Below are 15233 nucleotides of genomic sequence, written 5' to 3'. Positions count from 1 at the left end.
ATGAACAGCTTCGGGCCCCACGAGTTCCAGCTCGTCCTGCTCCGCCGGATGGCCGACCACCAGCCGGACCTGGTCGAGGAGGCACGGCACCGGCTGGGCGCGTCGGTCGCGGACATGCGTGAGGCGAACCGCCGCTGGCAGGCGATGCTCCGCTCACCCCGGGCGCGCGGGAGTCTGTCCCGCTACCGCTCCGTGCTCGGCGAGCCCGAGTCCACCGCCCGCCGCCGCATCGGCGATCTGGAGTGCGACGCCCTCCTGTGGCCCGTGCCGCTGTGGCCCGACCTGCGGTTCGAGGTACTGGCGGCACCCGGCGGGGCCGTATGGAACGAGTGGCTCGTCCGCGCGCCGGGGGCCCGGGTTCCCGTACTGCTCACGGGGGACGATCTGCGCCCCTGGTCCTGCACGGTGGACGAGGTGGCCAGAGCCTTCGCCCCCGTACGGCCCATGGAAGGCACGGCGCCGACCCGCTGGGGGCTGGCGTTCACACTGCCCGACGGCACGCCGTGCGTGGCCGAGTTCACCTGGGGGCTGTTGCAGCGCCTGATGTGACGCGTGCTCCGATGCTGACGTGTCGTCACGGACTTCCCCCCGAGCGGCTCATCACAACGCGCGCCCAGCGCCTGGCGGTCGCACGATGCGAAGAGAAACCGATCTCGGGAGGACCGCCGTGACCGTCAGCCTCGACCAGCTGCGCCGCTGCCACGTGGCCGTCGACATCGGCGCCGCGCGGACCCGTGTCTTCGTCAAAGGCGCCGGGCTCGTCGTCGACGAGCCGAGTGTCGTCGCCGTGAACATGCGCAGCGGCGCGCTCATCGCCGTCGGCGAGTTCGCGCAGCAGATGACCGGGCGCACCCCCGACTACATCCGGGTCATGCGCCCCGTGTCCGGCGGCACCGTCGTGGACATCGAGATGGCCCAGCGCATGCTGCGCCATCTGCTCGGCGAGAAGCTGCGCCGCCAGTTGCGCCGCAAGCCCCGGCTGCGGGCCGCCGCCTGCACCCCGCACCAGGCCGATCCGCTCGCCCAGCGCGCCACCGTGGAGACCCTGGTCGGGCTGGGCGCCCGCCGTGTCGAGCTGGTCGACACCCTGATCGCGGCGGCCGTCGGCTGCGGGCTCCCGGTGGAGCAGCCCACGGCCACCATGATCATGGCGTGCGGCGCCGCCACCACCCAGATCGCCGTGCTCTCCCTGGGCTCGATCGTCACGGCCGTGCGGATCCCGGTCGGCGGGGACGCGGTCGACCACGCGGTGATCCAGCATCTGCGCCACCAGCACGCGCTGATGCTGCCCAGCCAGTCCGTACGCCCGCTCCAGCTCGCGCTCAGCGAGAACGGCCTCACCGTCCGGGGGCCCGCGTCCACCGAGATCCACGGGCGTGATGTGGCCACCGGGCTCGCACGGTCGGTGAAGGTGGACACCGCGGCCGTACGCGACGCCATTCACACCCCGCTCACCGCCGTGCTCGACGGCATCGGGAAGATCCTGCGCGACTGCCCGCCCGATCTGGTCGCCGACCTCGCCGACCGGGGGATCATGATGGTCGGAGGCAGCGCGCTGCTTCCGGGCCTCGACCAGATGCTGCGCGACGAGACCGGCATGCCGGTGCATATCGCCGAGCAGCCTGATGTGTGCGCGGTGGTGGGACTCGGGGCGATGCTGGAAGGGCGCGTCAAGTCGATGGTGCTCAACCCGCTGACCGCGTAGGCGCTTCGCCCGGAATCCGGTGTGTCACCTGGGAGTCCCCCGCCGCCCCCGTGCATGCCCGCCGAGGCGCGCCGCAGGGGAGCGCTACCGGGCCGCGCGCAGGGCGATACGGGTGCTCGACTGGGCCACGCCCGCCTCTCGCTTGAGCCGGCGCAGCAAGGTGTCCAACGCCGCCGGGTCCGCGGCGCGGGCGCGGACGAGATAGTCGTGGGCCCCGGTGACATGGACGACCTCCGTGATCCCCGGCAGGCGCAGCACCGCGCCCTCGAACTCCTCGTTCGTGGTGTCCAGACGCAGGGTGATGTCGATGAAGACCACGAGCCCCTCGCGGCTTCCTGCCGCGGCCGGGTCCACGAGGGTCGTGAACCCCCGGATGACCCCCTCGCGGCGCATCCTGCGCACCCGGTCGGCCGCGGCGTTGGCGCTCAGCCCGACCCGTACTCCCAGATCGCGGTACGAGATCCGCGCATCCTCTTGCAGCACACCGAGGATTTCACTGTCCAGGCGATCCATACCGCGATTGTCGCAGCCCTCACCGTAATCCGGCCGCGCGAGCCTCGGCCCGCATCCGATGGTGTGCGCCATGAGCGAGATGTGGACGACCGCGGTGGCCGGAGCTGCCGCAGGCCTCGGTGTGGCGATGCCCGTCGGCGCGATGGGTGTGCTGCTGGTGCAGGAGAGCCTGCGGGACCGCCGTAACGCCGTCGCGGCCGCGGCGGCCGTCGCGTCCGTCGACCTCCTGTACGCGGCGCTCGCGACCGCCGTCGGCCCGCTGGTCGCATCCGCGCTGACCGGGGTGGAGGCGTGGGTCCGGGTGGTGTCGGCCACGGTGCTGATGGTCATCGCGGTACGGGGGCTGTGGGCGTCGCGGCACACCGCCGGTGACGACTCCCCCGCCGTGGCGGAGACGGGCGCGGCGGCGACGGGCGGGGCGGGGCGGACCTTCGCCCGGTTCGCCGCACTGACCCTGGTCAACCCGACCACCGCGCTCTATTTCGCGGCGCTGACCACCGCCCAGGGCGCCGAGCTGGGCAGCGGAGCCGCGGGAACGGTGTTCGTCGCCGGGGTCTTCGCCGCCTCGCTGGCGTGGCAGCAGCTGCTGGTCGCGGTGAGCGGGATCGCGGGGGCACGGATCGGGGCACGGGCCCGGGCCTGGACCTTCCGGGTGGGGTTCGGTCTGGTGGCGGTGTACGCGGTGCGGCTGGCGCTGCCACTGCCCTGACCTGACCCGACCCTCGGTCCACCCCTCTTCCACCCCGAATTTGTTACGCACGAGTAGGCAAGGCGTGGGGACAATGATGGGGGTGCCCCAGAATCGAGGAGGACGACTCGTGAGTGCTGCGTTGCCGGCGGTCCCAGCGGTTCCGGCCCTGCCTGTGTTTCCGGCACTGGCGGCCGCGCCGGACCGTCCCGCCCTGCGGTTCGGCGACCGGTCGCTGACGTATGGCGAACTCGCCACGGCGGCGCGGGCGCTGGCGGGGCGTATCGCGGGCGCGGGCCGGATCGCGGTGTGGGCCACGCCGACGCTCGAGACGGCGGTCGGGGTGGTCGCCGCGCTGCTCGCGGGAGTTCCTGCCGTACCGCTGAATCCGAAGACCGGTGAACGGGAGCTGTCGCATATCGTCGGGGACAGCACGCCCTCAGTGGTGCTCGCGGCGCCGGACGACGAACTCCCCTCGGTGCTGGCCCGGTTGAAGCGGCTGGACATCACGGTGACGGAGACCGGGGCGGATGCGGAGCTCCCGCCCGAGCCGGACGACCCCGAAGCCCCTGCGCTGATCGTCTACACCTCGGGGACCACCGGCGCCCCGAAGGGTGCCGTGCTGCCCCGGCGGGCGATCACGGCGACCCTGGACGCGCTGGCCGAAGCCTGGGCGTGGACCGGCGACGACGTACTCGTCCACGGCCTCCCGCTGTTCCATGTGCACGGACTGATCCTGGGGATCCTGGGTCCGCTGCGCCGGGGTGGCGAGGTGCGGCACCTCGGGAAGTTCTCTGCGGAGGGCGTGGCGCGGGAGCTGGGCGCGGGCGGAACGATGCTGTTCGGGGTGCCGACGATGTACCACCGGCTGGCCGAAGCACTGGTCGGCGACCCGGAGTTGACGAAGGCCCTGGCGGGCGCGCGGCTGCTGGTCTCCGGTTCTGCCGCGCTGCCCGTGTACGACCACGAGCGGATCGCGGCGGGTACCGGACGGCGCGTCATCGAGCGCTACGGGATGACCGAGACGCTGATGAGCACGAGCGTCCCGGTCGACGGCGAGGCCCGGCCCGGATCGGTCGGCGTACCACTGCGTGCCGTGGGGCTGCGGCTGGTGGAGGAGGACGGTTCCGAGATCACGTCGTACGACGGCGAGACGGTGGGCGAGATCCAGGTGAAGGGCCCGAGCCTGTTCACCGGGTACCTCAACCGGCCGGACGCGACGGCGGCGGCGTTCGACGGGGACTGGTTCCGCACCGGTGACATGGCCGTACGGGACGCGGACGGCTCTGTGCGGATCGTGGGCCGCAAGGCGACCGACCTGATCAAGAGCGGTGGCTACAAGATCGGTGCCGGGGAGATCGAGAACGCGCTGTTGGACCACCCCGGCGTACGGGAGGTCGCGGTGACCGGCGAGCCGGACACGGATCTCGGCGAGCGGGTGGTGGCGTGGGTGGTGGCGGCTGATCCGGAGCGTCCGCCGTCGGCCGAGGCGCTGGCGGACCATGTCGCCGCGCAGCTCGCCCCGCACAAGCGGCCCCGTACGGTCCGCTACGTGGAGAGCCTGCCCCGCAACGACATGGGCAAGATCCTGAAGCGGGCGCTGACCCATGGCTGACGGGCTGACCGCGCAGGAGGCGATCGCGCTGGTCAGCGAGGCCTTCGAGGAGGCGCCGCAGACGGGCCCGCCCGCGGATACCGCTGCGGGGGCGGGGACCGCGCATCCCGACGGCCCGATCGGCTGGGACGGGTACGGAGCCTCGAGGGTCCGGGCGGCGGCCCGCAGCGGCGAGGAGGAGTCGGTCGTCTGGGGCGTCGGGCGGATCGGTGAGTGCCGGGCCGTGATCGTCTCCTTCGAGTTCCGTTTCATGGGCGGCTCGCTGGGCGAGCGGACGGGGGACAGGCTGGAGGCCGCGTACGCCCATGCCCGTGCCGGGCGTCTGCCCCTCGTGTCGCTGATCGCCACGGGTGGCAGCCGGATGCAGGAGGGCATGATCGCCCTCACCCAGCTCCAGCGTGTGGCGCGTGCCGCCGCGCAGACCCGTGAGGCGGGGCTTGCCCAGATCGCGGTGCTGCGGGATCCCACGACGGGCGGCGGCTGGGCCACCCTCGGCGCAGGCGCGGATGTGATCCTGGCCCTTCCCGGAGCTCAGATCGGCTTCGCCGGGTCACGGGTCAGGCCGCAGAACGCCGACCCGTCCGCGTACACGGCCGCAGGCCAGCTCGCCGCCGGGCAGATCGACGCGATCGTCCGGCAGGAGGACCTGCAGGAGACGCTGGCGTCATGGCTGACGCTGTTGACGGGCGGGACCGCTTCGGCGCCCTCTCCGCCGTCGGCTCCGTCACCGCCGCTCGCCCTCGGCAGCCAGGACCCGGCACCCACCGGCTGGGGCGCCGTCCAGCTGGCACGTTCCGCCCGCCGCCCGCGCGCCCAGGCGTATCTCGACGCGCACTTCGGCCTGCGGCTCGACGTCCAGGGCGACCGGCGGGGCGGCACGGACCCCGGAATGCTGTGCGGCTTCGGGCTGCGGGAGGGCCGGACGGTGGCCTACGCGGCGCAGGCGGGCACCGCGACCCGGCCGGCCGGGTACCGGACCGCCGCGCGGCTGATACGGCTCGCGGACCGGCTGGGGATCCCCGTGCTGACGCTGGTGGACACCCCCGGCGCCGCGAACGACGCCGAGGCCGAGCGCGAGGGTGCGGGCGCGGCGATCGCCGAGGCCTTCGCGGCGATGGCGGAGGCCCGGGTCCCGGTGACGACGCTGGTGATCGGCGAGGGCGGCTCGGGCGGTGCGCTGGCGCTGGCCGCTCCGGACAACACCTGGGCCACGCCCGACAGTTACTTCTCGGTGATCGCGCCGGAGCTCGCCGCGGCGATCCTCAAGCGCGGGCCGGGCGATGCGCCCGCCACCGCGGACCAGCTGCGACTGCGTCCTCAGGACCTGGTCGATCTGGGGGTGGTGCGCGGGATCGTGGACCCTGCGACCACGGCGAAGCAGCCATGAATTCCATCACAGCGACACAAGGACCATAGATCGAGCAAAACGCATCAATCCCCACAAACCGATGATCGGAATGCCCTATTTCATCATCTTTGTGATGTTTTCTCGGTGCGGGAATCCTCGGCTTCTTCCGCGGGTGCCCACTTAGGTGACCCTTCCCCCGGCGCCCCGCCCTCTGGTACACGTGGCAGTCCCCCGACCCAGCACCACTCGGAAGTCATGCCATGGACCAGGACCACGCCGCCGACCGCACCCCTGATCACATACCCTTCTCGATCGACCTGACCTTCGAGGAGGCCAGGCGACGGGCCGAGGTCGTGGCCGCGCTCGGCCCCGACTGGGACCCGGTGGCGGCACTGCGGGACGAGGAAGCGGCGTACTCCCTGCTCTACTCCGGGCTCGACGCCGAGCAGCAGCGCACCTACGACGCGCTCGTGGCGGCCGGCGTGCTGCCCGAAAGGCCCGGACGTCCCGGAGGGGAGCCCGGCCATGCGGCTTCCCATTGATCCGCAGGCGGACATCGCCCGGCGCGCCTGGGTGCCCTGCCCGCGCTGCGACGACTCCCGTGACTGCGCACCGTGCGCCGAGCAACGCAACTGCCGCGACCACTGGCGCTATCTGATCTCCAACAAGGGCACGGTCGTCCATCTCCAGTGCCCCGGTTGTACGCACATGTGGTCGCTCGACACGCGCCGCGGCGGTGGTACGCACAAGCCGTGAAGATGCACGGCGGTGCCGTGACACGGCCACATGGAGGACATCGCTTCGGCGAAATCCGCACTCGCCGGATGTCGGGATGGTTCGCTGCGGCAACAACTGCTAGGCCTTGGGCGCTCAAGCGAATCGGACAATCGGGGATCATTCCCTAACTGGCCGCCGATTCGCTCCCACTGACTCGCCTTCGAAAGGTCCGGGATGCCCAAGCTCATCGGCGCCGCCCTCCTAGCCCTGGCCCTGGCGGCCGCTTCACCGACCTCCGCGACGGCCACCGCGTCCACGTCGGCGGACACGTCCACGACGGCCGCGTTCACAACGGCCACACAGTCCGACCAGGTCCCCGGCCGCTACATCGTGACCCTCAAGGACGCAGCCACCCAGGCGGACGCCACGGCCACCGTGCACGCGGCCGTCACCCAGGCATCCTCCATGGGGGCCAGGGTGCGGCACGTATACCGGCACGCCCTGCACGGCTACGCCGCCTCCATGAGCGCGAGCGCGGCAGCCGCGATCGCCGGCGATCCGCTGGTCCAGTCCGTCCAGCCCGAACGGAGGGTACGCGCCCTCGCGCAGACGGTCCCCACCGGCGTGGACCGGGTGGAGGCCGACCTCAGCCCGACGGCCGCCATCGACGGCAAGGACACCCGGGTCAACGTCGATGTCGCGGTGATCGACACCGGTGTCGACGCCAACCACCCCGACCTGAACGTCTACAAGGCGGGGGCCAAGAACTGCTGGATCCCGCAGCTTCCCGTCCTCGACATGCACGGCCACGGCACCCATGTCGCGGGCATCGTCGGCGCCCTGGACAACAACGCCGGGGTCGTCGGTGTGGCACCAGGTGCCCGGATCTGGCCGGTCCAGGTGCTCAACCCGCTCGGCATGGGCACCGACGCGGATGTCATCTGCGGCATCGACTACGTGACACAGCACGCCGACCAGATCGACGTCGTCAACATGAGCCTCGGCGGCGGCGGCAGCGACGACGGCCAGTGCGGCACGGTCAACAACGACGCGATGCACAAGGCGATCTGTGCCTCCGTCGCCGCCGGCGTGACCTATGTGGTCGCGGCGGCCAACGACCACGCCGACGCCAAGAACACCACCCCCGCCGCGTACGACGAAGTGATCACCGTCAGCGCCCTGGCCGACTTCGACGGCAAGTCCGGGGGACTCGGCAAGGCCAGCTGCCGCACCGACCGGGACGACACCTTCGCGGACTTCTCCAACTACGGCGCGGACATTGATCTGATCGCGCCCGGAGTGTGCATCCGCTCCACCTTCAGGAACGGCGGCTACGCGGTCCTGTCCGGCACCTCGATGGCCGCGCCGCATGTGGCGGGTGGAGCCGCCCTCTACAAGGCGACCCATCCCGGCGCATCACCCACCGCCGTCAAGGCGGCTCTGGTGGCAGCCGGTGGCACGGACTGGCTCTGGCCGTCCGAGGACGGTGACGGCACCAAGGAGCCGCTGCTGAGACTGCGCGGCTTCTGATTTCCGGCCTCTGACCAGCAGTCGACGTGACAGATGTGCGACCCCGTGAGCAGGGCTCCGAAGGCCCGCCCACGGGGTCGCCGCGTCACGGCTGCTTACGGCTACGACACCGTGGCGCAGACGGCCCAGGCCGTGTACGTGATGGTGATGCCCAATTCGTTCTCGGCCACGACTCTCCACGCGTTGGCGGCAGAGGGCCAGGACGCCATGAGGATGAGGTCGTCGCCGAAGCCGTTGCTCTGGGGTCCGCCGCCGGTCACCACCTGACCGGCGTTCGGGCAGGTCACCGTGATGTCGCATTGGGTGTCATCGGCGCAGCTCTGGGCGTTGGACACCCTTGTGAACGTGATGTCAGTGGCGCCGGTGGCACCCGTCGGACCCGTGTCGCCGGTCGGACCCGTCGCACCCGTCGGACCGGTGTCGCCGGTCGGACCCGTCGGACCGGTGTCGCCCGTCGGACCCGTGTCGCCGGTCGGGCCCGTGTCGCCCTGGAGCCCCGTCTCGCCGGTGGCTCCTGTCGGCCCGGTAGGACCGGTGGGACCCGTGGGCCCGGTCGCGCCCCTGCATTTGTCCCAGCCGCCCAGGGTCTCGAGAGCCTTGCCCTCGGGGTAGCCGTCACACCGGTCCGAGCCCGGCCCCGGCCCCACGGACAACCGGCCTGCTGTCGGGTCAACCTGAGGGGTTGCCAGCGCGGGGGTCGCCAGAGTCAGCAGAGCCGTCGAGGCCATAAGGCTTCCGGTCAGCACCTTGGTGTAGGCGGGGAGACGGACGCGTCGCGGTCCAGCACGCATGAGTGACCTACTTCCATCGTCGATGTTTCTCGGGATCGGCGAACCACAACCTGAGCCGCCAAGGCCATATTTGACGAACGCCCCGCTGTGCGCAGGGTGGGGGCAGCCAAACGGGTCCGGCTATCCAGAACCGGGGTGGAGGCCGGCTTCGTGCCCCCACGCACCCCTCGCCGCGACCTGCGGCCGTTCGAGTGGCTCGGACGACAATTCCGGCACCCGAAAAAGGCACCCGCAGGGAGAAGGCGAAAATGCCCAGATAAGCGGAATAATTTGAAGTGAGGACACAAGCAAATCAAACGAAGTTTTCGCGCAAATTCGCCCCTATAGTGCCTCCGGGTCATCACAGATGATCTCTCTCGCCCCGTTCAACCGGGGTCGTCATCATGGACACGGAGGTCGCCGTGCTCGGTCGTCGGGCTCAAAGCGTCGGACGCTCTACTGAAATGCGCAGACATAGCACCTGGTGCTCCCTGAAGCGGGCAGCCACGGTCGCCTTGGTTGCGCTCGCCTCACTGTCCCTGCCCGTCATGCCGGCAACCGCCGCACCGTCGGACTTCATGTACGTGGCCGACCAGGAGAACAACGTCGTCCGGATCGTAGAGACCAGCACGGACACCGTGCTCGGGCCGACCATCGCCGTCGGCGCCGCTCCCATCGGGGTCGTCATGACGCCGAACGGCACCAAGGCGTACGTGGCCAACAGCGGCGCTGCCACCGTTTCCGTGATCAACACTGTTGACAACACCGTCGGCACGCCCATCGGCGTCGGTACGACACCCACGGGCATCGCCGTCACACCCAACGGCGCCAAGGTCTACGTCACCAACGCGGGGGCCGGCACCGTCTCGGTGATCAACACCACCACTGACGCCGTGACCACCACCATCACGGTCGGCACCACTCCGCTGGGCGTGGCGGTCTCGCCGGACGGCACCACGGCCTATGTCACCAACTCCGGTTCCGACGACGTCTCGGTGGTCGACACCTCCACCGACACCGTGTCCACCGAGATCTCCGTGGGCGACGTGCCCGAAGGCGTGGCGTTCACTCCCAGCGGGGCCAAGGCGTACGTCACCAACTCCGGCGCGGGCACCGTTTCGGTGATCAACACCGCCACCGAGACCGCGGGTGCTCCCATCACGGTGGGCACCACCCCGAGGGACGTGGCCATCCTGCCCAACGGCTCCAAGGCCTATGTCGCCAACGCCGGCTCGGACAGCGTGACTGTGATCGACACCAGCTCAGACACCGTCGACAGCACCATCACCGCCAACATCGGCGATGCCCCGGTGGCCGTGATGGCGACCGCGAACGGCGAGAAGGTCTACACGGCCAACAGCGGCGACGGCACCGCCTCCGTGATCGACACCACGACGGACACGGCCGACCCCACCCAGCTGACGATCGGCGGCACCCCTTCCGGCGGCGCGGCCTCGCCGAGTCAGGGCGACACCACGGTCACCTTCCAGGTCACCCCGACCGACGGCCTCACCATCACCGTCCCCGACACGGCCGACCTCGGCGAAGTCTCCCCCGGCGCCACCGCCAGCGGACCACTCGGCAACGTCACCGTCGACGACCAGCGCTCCCTCGCCGACGCGAGCTGGGAAGCCACGGTCTACCTCAGCACGAACTTCACCACCGACGCCGGCTCCACCACCATCTCGGGAGGCGCCGTCACCTACACCCCCGGCCCCACGGTCGGCACCCCGGTCAACGGCCCCTTCACCGCCGGCGCCACGGGCACCCTCGCAGCCCCTCGCATCGCCTACCAGAAGATCGGCGGCTCCGGAAACAACACCGTCACCTGGAACCCCACCCTCGACGTCGTCGTTCCCGCAGCAGCCGTCGCGGGCACCTACACCGGAGTCATCACCCACTCCGTCGCCTGACGCACAACCACCAGCAGACACAGGCCGCCGCCGCGAACCCCGCGGCGGCGGCCTCGTGCACCGCCTACGGGGTCGGCCGCCGGGCGTCGTAGCGTACGAACCCCCGGGAGCGCAGGCCAAGCAGACCGATCGCCAGCACGCAGGCGAGTCCGCCGCCGGTGACGGCCAGGGTCGGCGACGTGAGGTCGGCGACGGAGCCGGCGAGGAAGTCCCCGAGCCGGGGGCCACCGGCGACGACCACGATGAACACGCCCTGGAGCCGTCCGCGCAGCTCGTCCGGCACGGCGGCCTGGAGCATGGTGCTCCGGTACACCATGGACACGGTGTCGGCGTAGCCCGCGAGCGCGAGGAAGAACAGCCCGAGCCACAGGTTGCGGGTCAGGCCGAACGCGGCGATCGCCGCACCCCAGCTCGCGACGGCCAGCAGGATCGCCACCCCGTGCCGTCTGATCCGCCCCTGCCACCCGGAGAACACCCCGCCCAGCAGCGCCCCGACGGCCGGGGCCGCGACGAGCAGTCCGGTGGTGCGGGCGTCACCGCCGTACCAGAGAAGGGCGATCGCGGGGAACAGCGCACGCGGCTGCGCCAGGATCATCGCGCAGAAGTCCGAGAAGAACGTCATCCGGACATTGGGCCGGGTGGCCAGGAAGCGCAGTCCGTCGAGCACGGACGCCCGCTTCGCCCGGTCACCCCCGTGGCCGGTGCCGCGGTCGGGCAGCATCGCGGGCAGCCGCCACATCGCGTACAGCGCTGCCCAGAAGGTGACGGCGTCCACGAGGTAGGCGGCCTGGTAGCCCCCATATCCCACGATCAGCCCGCCGAGCATCGGCCCGAGGAGCATCCCGGAGGTCATGGTCACGGAGTTGAGGGCGTTGGCGGCCGGCAGGTGCTCGGGCGGCAGCAGGCGCGGAATCATCGCGCTGCGGGCGGGCGCGTTGAGCGCGGCGCAGACGGATTGCAGCGCGACCACCGCGTAGAGGAACCAGACCCGGTGGAAGCCCGCGAACGCGGCGGTGGCCAGCGCCGCCGACAGCACGGCCAGCCCGGTCGCGCTGGCAAGACCCAGCTTGCGCCGGTCGACGGTGTCGGCGACGGCACCGCCGTAGAGACCGAAGACGATCAGCGGGACGAGCGAGAAGAGCCCGACGAGCCCGACCGAGAAGGTGGAGCGGGTGATGTCGTACACCTGGAGCGAGACCGCCAGGGTGGTCATGCCCTGCCCGATCCAGGAGACCGTGTTGCCGAACCACAGCCGCCTGTAGTCCGCGGATACGCGCAGCGGCGTCGGATCCGCGAGGATGCGGCGGCGGGCGGGCGACGATTCGGATGGGGGGGCGGGGTGGGGGGCGCCGGTTGTGGTCATGCGGCGGCGGGTATGGGCGGCATGGACCGCAGTATAGGGGCCCCGATTGATGAGACCCTTACAAATATGAGCCGAAGCGGTCCCCCGCCTTACGATGGCCAAGGTGTGATCCGCGAGCCTCGTCCCCGCTCTCGTCAGGGAGGCAACTGCCATGGCACACGACCCCGGCCGGATCCCGGGCATCGATCCCTCCGCGGCTCCCAGCGGCACCGGCTGTGCCGAGTGCACGGCCGGTGGAGGCTGGTGGTTCCATCTGCGCCGGTGCGCCGAGTGCGGGCACATCGGCTGCTGCGACTCATCCCCCGAGCAGCATGCGACGAGGCACGCACGTGACACGGGGCACCCGTTCCTGACCAGTTTCGAGCCGGGCGAAGACTGGTTCTGGAACGTCGAGACGGAGCAGTACTACGAAGGCCCGCCGCTGCCACCGCCCAGCGCGCACCCGGACTCCCAGCCCGTCCCGGGCCCCGAGGGCAGGGTCCCCGCGGACTGGCAGCGGCAACTGAACTGAGGCCGCGCACCGGTTCACCCGGTCAGGCGTGGCACGAGCCGTACGTATCCGACCAGCCCGATGACCTCGACGAGGGTCTGGGTGACGATGACCACCGCGGCGACGGCCAACTGGTCCGGCAGGGCGAGAGCGAGCGGCAGGACCACCAGGGAGTTGCGGGTCGCGCCGCTGAAGACGACCGCCCGGGAGGCGGGGGCATCCAGCCGGAAGAGGGCGGCCGTGGCGCGCCCGGCGAAGGCCATGACCGCCAGGAACAGCACATAGAAGGGCACCACGGCGGCGATATCGGCCAGGCTCCCTTCGAGCTTGGGCGCCTGCGAGGCGACCACGACCAGGAGGGTCCCGGCCATCAGCGGCACCGTCGTCGTGGTCGCCGCGTCGGACACCTTCCGTCCCGCGGTCCGTCTGGCCGCCCACAGCTGGGTGGCCCAGGCAAGCGCCAGCGGAATGACGATCAGGAACAGGAACGCCTCCAGGAACGGGCCGACTTCGACGATCCCGGCGAGCTCCGAGCCCATGAAGAGGTAGAGGTACAGCGGCAGCAGCACCATCTGGACCAACAGCAGCAGGGGCGTCGCGGCGAGCAGCCGGCGGCTGCTGCCGCCCGCGAGCCCGGTGAAGACGATCACGTAGTCCACGCACGGACACAGCAGAACCAGCAGCACACCCAGGCGGAGGGCCTGGTCGGCCGGGAGGAACGCGAACATCGCGGCGACCACGAGCGGCACGACGAGGAAGTTCACGACCAGGGCGGCCGACAGGAACCTGCTGTCGCGCAGTGAGCGGACCAGTTCATCGGCCGGCACCTGGAGGAACGTCACATACAGCAGTGCGCCGAGAACGGGACTGATGGCGCGCTCCAGCCCCGGTCCCAGCCCCGGTGCCGCCCAGCCGAGCAGGGCGCCGGTCGCGATGGCGCCCAGATAGACCGCGACCTGGTGCCGTTCCATCCGCCCGACCGGGCCGTGCGGGTCCTGTGACACGACGAGAGCTCCTTGCTGTGCTCGGCTGCGCTGCCCCGTTCATTCTGGCAATCGGGCGGACGGCACCCCCTCGCATCGAACGAAGATCGCACTCTCGTAGGGTCGTTCTCACCCTGGCCCGAGGCCACCGGGTGAACCAGAGCAGCTCCGACGAGAGAACGGGACGCCCCCTTGGACGCCATAGGTGTGACCAGCCTGCTGACCGCCGCGACGGCCGCCGGATGGATCGACGCCGTGGTCGGGGGCGGCGGGCTCGTCCTGATACCCGCCCTGATGATGGCCTTTCCGCAGCTACCCCCGGCGCTGGCACTCGGCACCAACAAGCTCACCGCCATCACCGGAACGACGGTCGCCGCGGTGACCTACGCCCGGCGCACGAAGCTGGACCGCTCCATCGCCTTCCCGGCAGCGGCCCTCGCCATCCCGGCCGCCGGTTTCGGTGCCCTCTCGGCGTCCAGCCTTCCCGCCGACTGGTTCCGCCCCCTCATCATGGCCCTGCTCATCGCGGTGGCGGCCTTCGTCGCCCTGCGGCCGGGCTTCGGCTCCGTACAGGAGTCCGAACTCGTCAGCAGGCGCCGCAAGTTCGCCGTCATCGCGGCCGCGGGCTGCGGAATCGGCTTCTACGACGGTGTGTTCGGGCCCGGCACCGGCACCTTCCTCATCATGATGTTCACCAGCCTGCTGTCCCTGGAGTTCCTCCAGAGTTCGGCCCTGGCCAAGGTGGTGAACGTGGGCACCAACATGGGCGCCCTCACGGTGTTCGCCGTCCAGGGCCAGGTGCTGTGGATGCTTGGTGCGGGGATGGCCGTGTGCAACGTCGTCGGCGCGGCGCTGGGCGCGCGGATGGCGCTGCGGCGCGGTTCCGGATTCGTGCGTACCGTGCTGCTCGTGGTGGTGACGGGCATGGTCGTGAAGCTCTGCTTCGACCAGTTCGGCTGAGCCGCCTCCGCGGCTCAGTGGCCTCCCCGGCCCAGTGGTGGGCGTGGCTCAGTGGTGGGCGTGGGCCACGGCGTGGCCCTTGCCGCGGCCGATCATCCACTTGTTCACCGGAGTGGTGATGAGGAACGCGACGGCGAAGCCGCCCAGCAGCGAGGACCAGAACAGCCCCTCGGTGAGGTGGGCGTCCATCGCACCGGGGACGAGGGCGATGATGCCGTTGTCGACCAGTTCCATCACGGCGATCGAGACGGTGTCGGCGGCCAGGGCCACCTTGATGGCGGCCTTGAGGTCCAGACCGGCGCGGCGCACAGCGAACAGGGTGAACGAGTAGCCGAAGACGAACGCCAGGACGATCGCCAGGATCATCGTGGGCACGTTGCCCCACATCAGGGCCGTGCCGATGACCATGCCGAGGATCTCGCCGATGGCGCAGCCGGTGAGGCAGTGCAGCGTCGCCTTCGCCGCGGTGCCCCAGGAGGCGGGGCCGTGGCCGTGTGCGCCGTGAGGCGCGTGCCCGTGGTGTGCGCCTTCCGCCGTCGCTGCGCCGGTGTGAGCGGTGTGGTCCATGACGCGTCTCCCTCTCCGTGTCCAGTGTGACCCGGCCAAGCGGCCCTGCGCCTATGCACAACCCTATACCC

The 15233-nt window shown here is 71.0% G+C and carries 16 protein-coding genes; 11 read left to right on the top strand and 5 right to left on the bottom strand.

The window, feature by feature from the left end; genetic code table 11:
- Window positions 1–549, top strand: a complete 549-nt coding sequence (locus ACFV6V_RS01105; RefSeq protein WP_385557209.1) for a hypothetical protein — start codon at window positions 1–3, stop codon at window positions 547–549.
- A 118-nt stretch (window positions 550–667) separates the two neighbouring features.
- Window positions 668–1705, top strand: a complete 1038-nt coding sequence (locus ACFV6V_RS01100) for a rod shape-determining protein (protein ID WP_361287516.1) — start codon at window positions 668–670, stop codon at window positions 1703–1705.
- Window positions 1706–1789: 84 nt separating this feature from the next.
- Here the strand turns inward: ACFV6V_RS01100 and ACFV6V_RS01095 are convergent, their stop codons facing one another.
- On the bottom strand, window positions 1790–2218 hold the full coding sequence (locus tag ACFV6V_RS01095; RefSeq protein WP_385557205.1) for an Lrp/AsnC family transcriptional regulator: 429 nt from the start codon (window positions 2216–2218) through the stop codon (window positions 1790–1792).
- 70 nt (window positions 2219–2288) lie between these two features.
- Between ACFV6V_RS01095 and ACFV6V_RS01090 the strand changes: the two genes are divergently transcribed.
- The 6 genes from ACFV6V_RS01090 (at window position 2289) to ACFV6V_RS01065 (ending at window position 8116) form a co-directional block, all read left to right on the top strand.
- A complete protein-coding gene (locus tag ACFV6V_RS01090) occupies window positions 2289–2927 on the top strand; it encodes a LysE family transporter (RefSeq protein WP_385557203.1) in 639 nt (212 codons plus the stop codon).
- 109 nt (window positions 2928–3036) lie between these two features.
- On the top strand, window positions 3037–4521 hold the full coding sequence (locus ACFV6V_RS01085; protein ID WP_385557200.1) for an acyl-CoA synthetase: 1485 nt from the start codon (window positions 3037–3039) through the stop codon (window positions 4519–4521).
- Window positions 4514–5908 carry a carboxyl transferase domain-containing protein gene (locus tag ACFV6V_RS01080; RefSeq protein WP_385557197.1) on the top strand — a complete coding sequence of 465 codons (1395 nt, stop codon included), beginning with the start codon at window positions 4514–4516 and terminating at the stop codon, window positions 5906–5908. The genes ACFV6V_RS01085 and ACFV6V_RS01080 overlap by 8 nt, the downstream gene beginning before the upstream one ends.
- Window positions 5909–6129: 221 nt before the next feature.
- Window positions 6130–6411, top strand: a complete 282-nt coding sequence (locus tag ACFV6V_RS01075; protein WP_385557193.1) for a DUF6400 family protein — start codon at window positions 6130–6132, stop codon at window positions 6409–6411.
- Window positions 6395–6625: a hypothetical protein gene (locus ACFV6V_RS01070; protein WP_385557190.1), complete on the top strand. Its 231-nt coding sequence runs from the start codon at window positions 6395–6397 to the stop codon at window positions 6623–6625. The genes ACFV6V_RS01075 and ACFV6V_RS01070 overlap by 17 nt, the downstream gene beginning before the upstream one ends.
- 195 nt (window positions 6626–6820) lie before the next feature.
- Window positions 6821–8116 carry a S8 family serine peptidase gene (locus ACFV6V_RS01065; protein ID WP_385557187.1) on the top strand — a complete coding sequence of 432 codons (1296 nt, stop codon included), beginning with the start codon at window positions 6821–6823 and terminating at the stop codon, window positions 8114–8116.
- Between the two features lie 101 nt (window positions 8117–8217).
- On the opposite strand, the gene ACFV6V_RS01060 is transcribed toward ACFV6V_RS01065, so the two are convergent.
- Window positions 8218–8907: a hypothetical protein gene (locus ACFV6V_RS01060; RefSeq protein ID WP_385557184.1), complete on the bottom strand. Its 690-nt coding sequence runs from the start codon at window positions 8905–8907 to the stop codon at window positions 8218–8220.
- Between the two features lie 443 nt (window positions 8908–9350).
- On the opposite strand from ACFV6V_RS01060, the gene ACFV6V_RS01055 reads away from it, so the two are divergent.
- Window positions 9351–10799 carry a YncE family protein gene (locus tag ACFV6V_RS01055; RefSeq protein ID WP_385557181.1) on the top strand — a complete coding sequence of 483 codons (1449 nt, stop codon included), beginning with the start codon at window positions 9351–9353 and terminating at the stop codon, window positions 10797–10799.
- Window positions 10800–10863: 64 nt separating this feature from the next.
- Here ACFV6V_RS01055 and ACFV6V_RS01050 read toward each other — a convergent pair whose 3' ends face one another.
- Window positions 10864–12162, bottom strand: a complete 1299-nt coding sequence (locus tag ACFV6V_RS01050) for an MFS transporter (protein ID WP_385557178.1) — start codon at window positions 12160–12162, stop codon at window positions 10864–10866.
- A 151-nt stretch (window positions 12163–12313) separates the two neighbouring features.
- On the opposite strand from ACFV6V_RS01050, the gene ACFV6V_RS01045 reads away from it, so the two are divergent.
- Window positions 12314–12673 (top strand): UBP-type zinc finger domain-containing protein, encoded by a 360-nt coding sequence (locus ACFV6V_RS01045; protein ID WP_385557175.1) that lies wholly within the window; start codon window positions 12314–12316, stop codon window positions 12671–12673.
- A gap of 14 nt (window positions 12674–12687) precedes the next feature.
- Here ACFV6V_RS01045 and ACFV6V_RS01040 read toward each other — a convergent pair whose 3' ends face one another.
- Complete coding sequence (locus ACFV6V_RS01040) at window positions 12688–13623, bottom strand: arsenic resistance protein (RefSeq protein ID WP_385557837.1); 936 nt, start codon at window positions 13621–13623, stop codon at window positions 12688–12690.
- A 219-nt stretch (window positions 13624–13842) separates the two neighbouring features.
- Between ACFV6V_RS01040 and ACFV6V_RS01035 the strand changes: the two genes are divergently transcribed.
- A complete protein-coding gene (locus tag ACFV6V_RS01035; protein ID WP_385557172.1) occupies window positions 13843–14595 on the top strand; it encodes a TSUP family transporter in 753 nt (250 codons plus the stop codon).
- 48 nt (window positions 14596–14643) lie between these two features.
- Here ACFV6V_RS01035 and ACFV6V_RS01030 read toward each other — a convergent pair whose 3' ends face one another.
- Window positions 14644–15162 (bottom strand): DUF4396 domain-containing protein, encoded by a 519-nt coding sequence (locus ACFV6V_RS01030; RefSeq protein WP_385557169.1) that lies wholly within the window; start codon window positions 15160–15162, stop codon window positions 14644–14646.
- Window positions 15163–15233 lie beyond the last annotated feature (71 nt).

The organism is Streptomyces sp. NPDC059828, from assembly GCF_042731955.1.
Classification (GTDB): domain Bacteria; phylum Actinomycetota; class Actinomycetes; order Streptomycetales; family Streptomycetaceae; genus Streptomyces.
This window is presented reverse-complemented; position numbering and strand designations above follow the sequence as displayed.

Coding starts and splice junctions, on each gene's coding strand:
- ACFV6V_RS01105 (WP_385557209.1), top strand. CDS start 1: ATGAACAGCTTCGGGCCCCACGAGTTCCAGCTCGTCCTGCTCCGCCGG.
- ACFV6V_RS01095 (WP_385557205.1), bottom strand. CDS start 2,218: ATGGATCGCCTGGACAGTGAAATCCTCGGTGTGCTGCAAGAGGATGCG.
- ACFV6V_RS01090 (WP_385557203.1), top strand. CDS start 2,289: ATGAGCGAGATGTGGACGACCGCGGTGGCCGGAGCTGCCGCAGGCCTC.
- ACFV6V_RS01080 (WP_385557197.1), top strand. CDS start 4,514: ATGGCTGACGGGCTGACCGCGCAGGAGGCGATCGCGCTGGTCAGCGAG.
- ACFV6V_RS01075 (WP_385557193.1), top strand. CDS start 6,130: ATGGACCAGGACCACGCCGCCGACCGCACCCCTGATCACATACCCTTC.
- ACFV6V_RS01070 (WP_385557190.1), top strand. CDS start 6,395: ATGCGGCTTCCCATTGATCCGCAGGCGGACATCGCCCGGCGCGCCTGG.
- ACFV6V_RS01065 (WP_385557187.1), top strand. CDS start 6,821: ATGCCCAAGCTCATCGGCGCCGCCCTCCTAGCCCTGGCCCTGGCGGCC.
- ACFV6V_RS01060 (WP_385557184.1), bottom strand. CDS start 8,907: ATGCGTGCTGGACCGCGACGCGTCCGTCTCCCCGCCTACACCAAGGTG.
- ACFV6V_RS01055 (WP_385557181.1), top strand. CDS start 9,351: ATGCGCAGACATAGCACCTGGTGCTCCCTGAAGCGGGCAGCCACGGTC.
- ACFV6V_RS01050 (WP_385557178.1), bottom strand. CDS start 12,162: ATGACCACAACCGGCGCCCCCCACCCCGCCCCCCCATCCGAATCGTCG.
- ACFV6V_RS01045 (WP_385557175.1), top strand. CDS start 12,314: ATGGCACACGACCCCGGCCGGATCCCGGGCATCGATCCCTCCGCGGCT.
- ACFV6V_RS01040 (WP_385557837.1), bottom strand. CDS start 13,623: ATGGAACGGCACCAGGTCGCGGTCTATCTGGGCGCCATCGCGACCGGC.
- ACFV6V_RS01030 (WP_385557169.1), bottom strand. CDS start 15,162: ATGGACCACACCGCTCACACCGGCGCAGCGACGGCGGAAGGCGCACAC.